The sequence below is a fragment of the Pseudomonas avellanae BPIC 631 genome, from assembly GCF_000444135.1.
Lineage (GTDB): Bacteria > Pseudomonadota > Gammaproteobacteria > Pseudomonadales > Pseudomonadaceae > Aquipseudomonas > Aquipseudomonas avellanae.
Genome location: NZ_ATDK01000319.1, coordinates 1 through 9,524, shown reverse-complemented (window position 1 = coordinate 9,524; position 9,524 = coordinate 1). Strand labels below are relative to the sequence as shown.

Below are 9,524 nucleotides of genomic sequence, written 5' to 3'. Positions count from 1 at the left end.
AAACTCAAGAGAAACTATGAAAGCGTCATAGCAATGGCCTGCGCTTTTCTGTGGCTACCAATGTGAAACGGGAACAGACCCTAGAGTCGGTAGGGATTTGATGTGATGCAGAGCATACGGAGCGAGAGGTATCTGGACAAACACTGTGCGGGACGGGCGACGGTTCGCTAGTCCGCGAAGGCGATGTTGAGAGCGATATATCTCCTACGAATTTAAGGCCCTTTTCGCGGACAAGTCCGCTCTCACAAGGTCCGCTCAACACCCGTGGGAGCGGACTTGTCCGCGAAGGCACTATTCCAGACACAGAAAATGCATCGGATGTACCGCCCCATTCGCGGACAAGTCCGCTCCCACGACTTGAACTATCGTAAGACGCTCCGCATAAGCATGCCGTTTGCGGCTTTAGATTATCGTGCGACGCTCTGCGTCGGCATGCCGTTCTGGACGCTCTGCGTCCGCGATGGCATGTACGACGCGGTGCAGGCTCGGCTATCAGCGGCCAGCGCGGGATTCACGGATGTAGAAGCGGGCTTTTTCGGCTTTTTCGGCTTTTTCGGTGCAGCCTTCAAAGGCTTCGAACTGTTGCTGGGTCTTGGCGCCGGTCAGCAGGGACAGGGCCTTGGAGTAACTGACGGTTCCGGCGAAGCCTTCGGCCTTGGCCAGATCGAGTTCATGCCAGGCGGCGTCGATCTGGGTGCCGCAGCTGTCGCGATACCCGGTCTTGCCGGCGCAACCTGCAAGAACAAAGACCAGCAATGGCAGACAGATAAGGGCTTTCATGCGGTGTTACCTCAAGGATCAATGTGGGGTGTGCGGCTTTGACGGACCGGCGCACTAAAAGTGCCGTGGCCCGGACGCCGCAATCGTTGTTTTCATGTTCAGGCCATCAGCTGTCAGCGAGCAATCGGTAGCCGATCCCGGCCTCGGTGATGATGAACCTCGGCGCGGTCGGATCATCGCCCAGTTTCTGGCGCAAATGCCCGACCACAATGCGCAGATAATGGCTGTCTTCGGTGTGGGTCGGCCCCCAGATATCCTTGAGCAGCTGCTGCTGAGTGATGACCCGTCCAGGGTGCCGGGCCAATTGTGCCAGCACCGAGTACTCCTTGCGAGTCAATGCCACTTCCTGGCCATCGAGCAGCACTCGGCGATAAGCCAGATCCACCGTCAGCGGGCCGAACCTCAAGGCCGACTCGGGCTTGTCGCTGCCCGAGACCTGCCTGAGCAATGCCCGGACCCTGGCCAGAAATTCCTGAATGCCGAACGGCTTGGTCACGTAATCGTTGGCCCCGGCGTCCAGCGCCTGGACCTTCTGCACCTCGCTGGCACGCACCGAGAGCACCAACACCGGCACGGCGGACCACTCGCGAAACTCGCTCAGCACTTGCTGGCCGTCCATGTCCGGCAGCCCCAGGTCCAGCACCAGCAAGTCCGGCTTGTTCAGTGCCGCCTGGGTCAGCCCCTCGGCCCCGGTCGCCGCCTCCAGCACCTTGTAGCCCTGCGAGACCAGGCTGATGCGCAGGAACTTGCGAATCTGCGGTTCGTCGTCGATCACCAGAATGGTTGCCGTCTGACTCAAGCGGGTTCCTCCATTTCAGCATCCGGCTGTGCCTGTAGCGGCAGAAACAAGGTGATGCGTGTACCCAGCCCGTCGATGCCTTCCTCGACCGTGAGCCGTCCGCCATGCGCGCCGATCATGCCCTGACAGATCGCCAGCCCAAGCCCGGTGCCCTGCCCGCCGCGATCCCCGCGGGCTGCGGTGTAGAACATGTCGAAAATCTTCGCACGCTCATCCTCGGGAATGCCAGGCCCTTCGTCACTGACCGAGAAGAACAGCTCGCTGTCGACCACGCCCGCCGCCACCTGCAAGCGCCCGTCGAGGGGCGAAAAACGTGCGGCATTCTCCAGCACGTTGACCAGCGCCTGCTCGATCAACGCTGCGTGGACGTACAGCAACGGCAACTCGCCGGTGGCCTGCGTGCTGACCTGCAACGGCGCCAACACCGCACGCAGGCGGTTCAGCGCGCTGCCGACGATATCGGCAGGCGACACCCAGTCGCGCGCCAGTTTCAACGCGCCATGGCCCAGACGGGTCATGTCCAGCAGGTTCTGGATATAGCGGTCCAGGCGCTCAGCCTCGTCACGAGTGCCTTCCAGCAGCTCGCGGCGATCCTCCAGCGGGATGGCTTCACCCAGCGCCAGCAGGCTGTCGATACTGCCGCGCATTGAAGTCAACGGCGTGCGTAAGTCATGCGACACCGAGGCCAGCAAGGCGCTGCGCAGTTGCTCGGTTTCGCCGTGCAGACGCGCCGCCTCAAGCTCCTGCGCCAGCTGCGCACGGGCCAGGGCCTGGGCCAGCGGTTGCGTCAGCGCGGCCAGCAGCCGCCTGTGCTGATCGGTGAACGACTGCCCTTCCCGTGCACAGACACCCAGCAAGGCCAACGGCCCTTCTTCTGCGGTGATCGGCCACCACCACCAGCGACCCGACGGCAAGGTGCCGGTGCCACTGCCGGCTGGCTGATCGTGCTGCCACGCCCAGTCAGCCGCTGCCCGTTCGGCTTCCGAAAAAATCAGCGGCCCGCCGGTTTCGACCACCAACCCGCCCTGCGCGTCGCGATCCACCAGGCACAGGTACAGCTCCTTCCAGCCGGAAAAATGCTGTTCGGCGGCATTGAGTACCGCCTTGCGGTCAGTGGCGGCGGTCATCTTGCGCGACAGGTCGAGCAGCTCGCTGGTCTGCTCCTGAGTGTCACGCAGCGCCTGCAATTGCCTGCGTTGACGTGCCGCCAGCTTGCCGGTCAGCGCCGACATCAACAGGAAGAACAACAACGTCAGCACGTCTTCTTCGCGCTGGATGTTGAGGGAAAAACTCGGCGGAATGAACAGAAAGTCATAGGCCAGAAACGACAGCCCGGCGCACGCCAGCGCCGGCCCCATGCTGCTGCGCACCGCGACCAGCAACACTGCGGCAAGAAAGATCAGAGAAATATTGGGCAGCGCCAGCACCCCCGCCACACCCCAGGCCACCAGGCTGGCGATCAGCGTTGCGACGAAGGCCAGACCGTAATCGAACCACACCACTTCGCGCGCAGGACGCGCGCGCGGTGGCTGATCGGGCAACTCCTCGCTGTCGTCGAGCACCGAGATTTCCAGCCCGTGCCCTTCGCGCAGCAAGCGTGCGGCGACACCCCCGCCAAACACCTTTCGCCGCCAATGCCTGCGCGACTGACCGACCAGTACCACGCTGGCACGCCGTTCAATGGCATGTTGCACCAGCGTTCGGGCGACCTCCCCGGCGCGCAACGAAACTGCCTCGCCACCCAGTCGCTCGGCCAATTGCTGAGCGCTTTGCAAACGCGCTCGGGACTGCTCGTCGAGGGTTTGGCCATCGTCCACATGCACGGCGCTCCACGGCAGATGGCGACGCTGGGCCACCCGGCTGGCGTGGCGCACCAGGCGCTCGGCGTGAATGTCGCCATCGATGCCCACCAACATTCGCCCGCGCACCGCCGGGGCAGACTGGCCCAGTTGCCGGTAGCCCTGCGCCAGATCGTTATCGACCTGCGCCGCCGCCGTTTGCATGGCCATTTCGCGCAGCGCGGTGAGGTTGGTCTGGGTGAAGAAGGCGTCGATGGCCGCGCGCGCCTGCTCCGGCACGTAGACCTTGCCGTCGCGCAAGCGCTCGAGCAGCTCGCGCGGCGGCAGGTCGATCAGCACCAGGTCGAAGGCTTCCTGCAACACCCAGTCGGGCAGCGTTTCACGCACCTGCACGCCAGTGATGCCGCGCACCTGATCATTGAGGCTTTCCAGGTGCTGAACGTTGACCGTGGTGTAGACGTCGATGCCAGCGGCGAGCAGCTCCTGAATGTCCTGCCAGCGTTTGGTGTGCCGACTGCCAGGCGCATTGGTGTGCGCCAGCTCATCGACCAGCACCAGGCTGGGGGCAGCCTTGAGCAGCGCATCCAGGTCCATTTCTTCGAGGGTCATGCCGCGGTATTCGGTGCGCAACAAAGGCTGTTGCGGCAGGCCATTGAGCAATGCCTCGGTTTCCGCGCGGCCGTGGGTTTCCACCACGCCCGCCATGACCCTGACGCCCTGACGCAACTGCGCATGGGCCGCCTGGAGCATGGCGTAGGTCTTGCCCACGCCGGGCGCCGCACCGAGAAAAACCTTCAGCCGCCCACGGCCTTCGCGGGGCAATTGGGCCAACAATGCGTCAGCACGACCGGAATCACTCACGTAGTTACCACCCTCTCTGATCAGTTACAGCGTAGCGAACAGGCTGCCGCACGGCGCATTTTGTTACAACTGCGCGTTGCGCGGTGCAGACGGTAACTGATTCAGGCTCATATTCAAGGTCAATACGTTGACCACCGGCGGGCCGATTAGCGGGCGCTGGGTGTTGGCGTCGATCAGCGCCTGCACTTTATCCAGCGGCAACTGCCGGGCCGCAGCCACGCGACCGGCCTGCCAGGCAATGGCTTCGGGCGACAAATGCGGGTCCAGGCCGCTGCCGGAGGTGGTCAGCAAGGCCAGCGGCACCGGGCCTGAAGACGGATTGGCCAGTTTGGCGGCGTCTTCGCTGACGCGGGTCGCCAGTGCAGGATTGCTCGGCGCAAAGTTGCTCGCGCCACTTGCCACGGTGGCGAACGCGCCCGCTGAGGGGCGCGACTGAAACCACTCGTCGCCCGTAAATGACTGGGCGATCAGTGCCGAACCGCGCACCTTGCCCGCTTCGTCATACAGCAGGCTGCCATTGGCCTGCGCGGGGAACGCCACTTGCGCCACTCCGGTTACCACCAATGGGTACGCCACGCCGGTAATCAGGCTCATCAACACGATCAGGCTCAAGGCCGGACGCAATACACTGGACATCTGCACATCCTCAATCAGGTAAGGCTACATGCCGACCGGCATGCAGCACAGGCTTCAAACAAGGCCGAGACCGACCAGCAACATGTCGATCAGCTTGATGCCGATAAACGGCACCACGATGCCGCCCAGGCCATAGATCAGCAGGTTGCGACGCAGCAGATGAGCCGCGCTGGCGGCCTGAACGCGCACACCGCGCAGGGCCAGCGGGATCAGCACGACGATTATCAGCGCGTTGAAGACGATGGCCGAGAGAATCGCGCTCTGCGGGCTGGCCAGCTGCATGACGTTGAGCACGCCGAGTTGCGGGTAGATCGAGGCAAACAGCGCAGGCAGCACGGCGAAGTATTTGGCCACGTCGTTGGCGATGGAGAACGTGGTCAGCGCGCCACGGGTGACCAGCAATTGCTTGCCGATCTGCACCACGTCCAGCAACTTGGTGGGGTCGCTGTCGAGGTCAACCATGTTGGCCGCTTCGCGCGCCGCCTGGGTGCCATCGTTCATTGCCATGCCGACGTCTGCCTGGGCCAGCGCTGGTGCATCGTTGGCACCGTCGCCACACATCGCTACCAGCCGGCCTTCGCCCTGTTCCTGACGAATGCGCTCCAGTTTCTTCTCCGGCGTGGCCTCGGCCAGCACGTCGTCAACGCCCGCCTCGGCCGCGATTGCCGCAGCGGTCAGCGGGTTGTCGCCCGTCACCATCACGGTACGAATGCCCAGCTTGCGCAGTTCTTCAAAGCGCTCGCGAATACCGGGCTTAACCACGTCCTTGAGGTGGATGGCGCCCAGCAGCCGGCCATTGGCGCAAACCAGCAACGGCGTGCCACCGGTCTTGGCGATCTTGTCGACTTCGCGTGCCAGTGCTGGCGGCAGTTCGCTGCGCTGCATGTTGATGAACGCCAACAGAGAATCCACCGCGCCCTTGCGGTACACATGGCCTTGATAGTCCACGCCGGACAGTCGTGTGTCAGCACTGAACGGCACGGCCGTCACCGAACCCAGGGTCGGTTCGTTCATCGGGTGCTGCTCGCGCAGGAACTCGACGATGGATTTGCCTTCCGCCGTGTCGTCGGCCAGCGACGCCAGCAACGCGCCCTCGCCCAGCTCTTTGGGGGTCACGCCAGGTGCTGCGTAGACGGCAGCGCAACGGCGGTTACCGAAAGTGATGGTGCCAGTCTTGTCCAGCAGCAGCACATGCACATCGCCCGCTGCCTCGACAGCGCGACCGGACTTGGCGATCACGTTGAGGCGCACCAGACGGTCCATACCGGCGATGCCGATGGCCGACAGCAGGCCGCCAATGGTGGTCGGGATCAGCGTGACCAGCAACGCCACCAGAAACACCAGCGGCAGGCTGCCACCGGCAAAGTGGGCGAACGGCTGCAAGGTGATGACCACCAGCAGGAAGATCAGCGTCAGGCCGATCAGCAGGATGTCCAGCGCCACTTCGTTGGGCGTTTTTTGGCGCTTGGCGCCTTCGACCAGTGCGATCATGCGGTCCAGGGTCGATTCGCCGGGGTTGGCACTGATGCGGATCAGCAGCCAGTCGGACACCAGCCGGGTATTGCCGGTAACCGCCGAGCGGTCGCCGCCGGATTCGCGAATCACCGGCGCGGATTCACCGGTAATCGCGGCCTCGTTGACGGCTGCAATGCCTTCGATGACTTCGCCGTCACCGGGGATCATTTCCCCGATTTCGACGCGCACCACATCGCCTTTGCGCAATTCGCTGGCGTTGATGGTGCGCAAACTGCCGTTCTCGTCACGGATGCGCGCCTTGAGGCCTTCGCTACCGGCCTTGAGGCTGTCAGCGCGTGCCTTGCCACGGCCTTCGGCCAGTGCTTCGGCAAAGTTGGCAAACAGCACGGTAAACCACAGCCACAGGGCAATCTGCACACAGACCGAGGTCGGCACTTGCGGGTCGGGAATGACACACAACACCGTGGTCAGAATGGCGGTCAGTTCTACCACCAGCATCACCGGCGAACGCTTGAGCTGACGCGGGTCGAGCTTGACGAACGCCTGCACCAGCGCCGGACGCCACAGGGCGGCAATTCCGGTTTTGGCTGACTCGTTCACCTGCGGTTCAGCGGGTTTCGCAGCAGCACTCTTTGCAGCATCTATAGGTAAGTTCATGATCGGTTCCTCAGAAACCCAGGCTCAGGTGTTCGGCAATCGGACCCAGTGCCAGGGTCGGCAGGAAGGTCAAACCACCCACCAGCAGAATCGTGACGGTCAGCAACGTGACGAACAGCAGACCGTGGGTCGGGAAGCTGTTCTGGCCCTGCGGCGCGGTTTTCTTCATCGCCAGGCTGCCAGCCAGTGCCAGCACCGGCAGGATGTAGCCGAAGCGGCCAATGAAAATCGCCAGGCTGAGCATCAGGTTGTGGAACACGGTGTTGGCACTGAAACCGCCGAACGCCGAGCCATTGTTGGCCGTGGCCGACGTGTAGGCGTACAGCAACTGGCTGAAACCATGCGGGCCGGGGTTGCTGATCGCACCTGCCGGGCCGGGCAGACTGGCGGCAATCGCGCCCAGCACCAGCACGCCGACCGGCATCACCAGCAGAGTCGCGACCAGCAGCCGGACTTCCTGCGCCTGGAGCTTCTTGCCCAGGTATTCCGGCGTGCGGCCAATCATCAGGCCGGCGAGGAACACGGCGATCAACACGTTGAGCAGCATGCCGTTAAGCCCAACGCCGACGCCGCCGAAGATCACTTCGCCGACCATCATGTTGACCAGCGCGACCATGCCGGTCAGCGGGTTGAGGCTGTCGTGCATGCCGTTGACCGAGCCGTTGGACGCCGCCGTGGTGGCGACTGACCAGAGCACTGTGCCGGTGGTGCCGAAACGGGTTTCCTTGCCTTCCAGCGGCGCGGTCTGTTCGACGCCTGCGATGTTCAGCGCAGGGTTGGGCTGGTACTCGGCCCACAACGACACCGCACCGCCGATCAACAGCAAGGCCAGCATGCAGCCGAGAATGGCGCGGCTCTGGCGCATGTCCTTGACGTAGTGACCAAAGGTGAACACCAGCGCGGCCGGGATCAGCAGGATAGAGACCAGTTCGAACAGGTTGCTCCACGCAGTAGGGTTTTCAAACGGATGCGCCGAGTTGACGCCAAAGAAGCCGCCACCGTTGGTGCCCAGTTGCTTGATGGATATCTGGCTCGCCGCCGGCCCCATCGGCAGGCTTTGATCGGTGCCTTGCAGGGTCAGCGCGTCGATGTAATGGGCGAAGTTCTGCGGTACGCCCTGCCAGACCAGAAACACCGCCAGCACGATACTGATCGGCAGCAGCGCATAAAGCGTGGCGCGGGTCATATCGGCCCAGAAGTTACCCAGGCTGTGCGAAGAGCGACGACTGATACCGCGACACAACGCGACCAGTACGGCGAGGCCGGTGGCGGCGCTGACAAAATTCTGTACGGTCAGGCCGACCATCTGGCTCAGGTAGCTGAGCGACGCTTCGCCGCTGTAGGCCTGCCAGTTGGTGTTGGTGACGAAACTCATCGCCGTGTTGAACGCCAGCGACCACTCCATGCCCGGCAATTGCTGCGGGTTGAGGGGCAACGCACCTTGCAGCATCAATATGGCGAACAACACGACAAAGCCCGCCAGGTTGAACGCCAGCAAGGCCCACGCGTACTGCTTCCAGGATTGCTCGGTTTTGGGGTCAATGCCAGAGATCCGGTAGCACGCCCGCTCCACCGGCCCCAGCACCGGGCTCAGCCAGGTACGCTCGCCCTCCATAACCCGATAAAAAAAACGCCCCAGCCACGGCGCAGGTGCCAGCAGCAGGACCAGAAAGGCCAGGATCAACAGATAATCGTAACTGTGCATGATCACTCCTGACTCTGGTCGGCGCGCAACAGCGCCACCAGCAGATAGATGAACAGCCCGACTCCCATCAGCAGAGAGATACCATCCATAACGCTCATTGAAATTTCCCCCATCAGGCAACGCCGATACGGCGCAGACCACATGGGGAGATTGTCCGCAGCAAGGGTGTAAAGGCGCGAGATCGACAGCAGGGGCCAGCCGTAAAGAAGCTGTAAAAAAGCGCTACAAGCCAGACGATGCGTCGCCTGCGCGAGCGTGAACGCTGTCATTTCTGTCAGGTTCGCGATGTTGGCGGTGGGGGTATCGTGGTGCGGCGATCTTCAGGAAAAGGACTTCACCATGCCTCGCGACAACGGCAAACCACCCTGCAACACACCGCCCTCTTCAGCGCCCACCCCCGTTGTGCAGTTGACTGTCAAGGAACGACAAGTCCTGGCGTGGGTGGCGATCGGCAAATCCGCGTGGGAGATATCCCGCATTCAAGGGTGCTCGGAAGCGACGGTGCACTTTCACACCAGCAACATCCGCCACAAGTTCGGAGTGACGTCGTTGAAGGCGGCGCTGGTGATGGCGATCAGACAGGGGGGTATTTTGGTGGAGTGAATGGAGCAGGTATTTAGTTTAGCGTTTGATATTGCATTGAGTGCTTTCTCACCAACAATCGCATTTCGACGTCCAGATTCTGGCACTTCCAAAGTCGACGAAAGATCGCGGACATTATTAGGCACGTCAGGTTCACCGGTGGTTTTTGCGATTAGAACTTCCTCTCTGCGCTCGGGAGTAGATTTCTTTTGGGAAGGTCTGAAGTAGG

The 9,524-nt window shown here is 62.6% G+C and carries 9 protein-coding genes; 1 reads left to right on the top strand and 8 read right to left on the bottom strand.

Annotated elements, in window-relative coordinates; genetic code table 11:
• Positions 1–492: 492 nt before the first annotated feature.
• From DW49_RS0119395 to kdpF, 7 genes are all read right to left on the bottom strand, one after another.
• Positions 493–780, bottom strand: a complete 288-nt coding sequence (locus DW49_RS0119395; RefSeq protein ID WP_005617320.1) for a hypothetical protein — start codon at positions 778–780, stop codon at positions 493–495.
• 106 nt (positions 781–886) lie between these two features.
• Positions 887–1,579 carry a response regulator gene (locus tag DW49_RS0119390; protein WP_003379810.1) on the bottom strand — a complete coding sequence of 231 codons (693 nt, stop codon included), beginning with the start codon at positions 1,577–1,579 and terminating at the stop codon, positions 887–889.
• Positions 1,576–4,239, bottom strand: coding sequence for a sensor histidine kinase (locus DW49_RS0119385; RefSeq protein WP_024420677.1), 2,664 nt, complete (start codon positions 4,237–4,239; stop codon positions 1,576–1,578). The genes DW49_RS0119390 and DW49_RS0119385 overlap by 4 nt, the downstream gene beginning before the upstream one ends.
• A 63-nt stretch (positions 4,240–4,302) precedes the next feature.
• A complete protein-coding gene (gene kdpC / locus DW49_RS0119380; protein WP_005617314.1) occupies positions 4,303–4,875 on the bottom strand; it encodes a potassium-transporting ATPase subunit KdpC in 573 nt (190 codons plus the stop codon).
• 54 nt (positions 4,876–4,929) lie between these two features.
• Positions 4,930–7,008: a potassium-transporting ATPase subunit KdpB gene (gene kdpB / locus DW49_RS0119375; RefSeq protein ID WP_017701857.1), complete on the bottom strand. Its 2,079-nt coding sequence runs from the start codon at positions 7,006–7,008 to the stop codon at positions 4,930–4,932.
• 10 nt (positions 7,009–7,018) lie between these two features.
• Complete coding sequence (kdpA, locus tag DW49_RS0119370; RefSeq protein ID WP_005617312.1) at positions 7,019–8,713, bottom strand: potassium-transporting ATPase subunit KdpA; 1,695 nt, start codon at positions 8,711–8,713, stop codon at positions 7,019–7,021.
• 2 nt (positions 8,714–8,715) lie between these two features.
• Entirely contained in the window at positions 8,716–8,811 is a 96-nt protein-coding gene (gene kdpF / locus DW49_RS01000000128615) for a K(+)-transporting ATPase subunit F (protein WP_003406089.1), read from the bottom strand.
• 187 nt (positions 8,812–8,998) lie between these two features.
• Here kdpF and DW49_RS0119360 point away from each other — a divergent pair, with 187 nt between their 5' ends.
• On the top strand, positions 8,999–9,316 hold the full coding sequence (locus tag DW49_RS0119360; RefSeq protein WP_005617310.1) for a helix-turn-helix domain-containing protein: 318 nt from the start codon (positions 8,999–9,001) through the stop codon (positions 9,314–9,316).
• Here the strand turns inward: DW49_RS0119360 and DW49_RS1000000133390 are convergent.
• On the bottom strand, positions 9,223–9,524 hold a 302-nt coding region (locus DW49_RS1000000133390; protein WP_206539576.1), incomplete at its 5' end, for a hypothetical protein. The two genes, DW49_RS0119360 and DW49_RS1000000133390, sit on opposite strands and share 94 nt — an antisense overlap.

Bases quoted from the DNA above. Each gene is read 5' to 3' on its own strand.
- DW49_RS0119395 (WP_005617320.1), bottom strand. From the start codon at position 780: ATGAAAGCCCTTATCTGTCTGCCATTGCTGGTCTTTGTTCTTGCAGGT.
- kdpC (WP_005617314.1), bottom strand. From the start codon at position 4,875: ATGTCCAGTGTATTGCGTCCGGCCTTGAGCCTGATCGTGTTGATGAGC.
- kdpB (WP_017701857.1), bottom strand. From the start codon at position 7,008: ATGAACTTACCTATAGATGCTGCAAAGAGTGCTGCTGCGAAACCCGCT.
- kdpA (WP_005617312.1), bottom strand. From the start codon at position 8,713: ATGCACAGTTACGATTATCTGTTGATCCTGGCCTTTCTGGTCCTGCTG.
- kdpF (WP_003406089.1), bottom strand. From the start codon at position 8,811: ATGAGCGTTATGGATGGTATCTCTCTGCTGATGGGAGTCGGGCTGTTC.
- DW49_RS0119360 (WP_005617310.1), top strand. From the start codon at position 8,999: ATGTTGGCGGTGGGGGTATCGTGGTGCGGCGATCTTCAGGAAAAGGAC.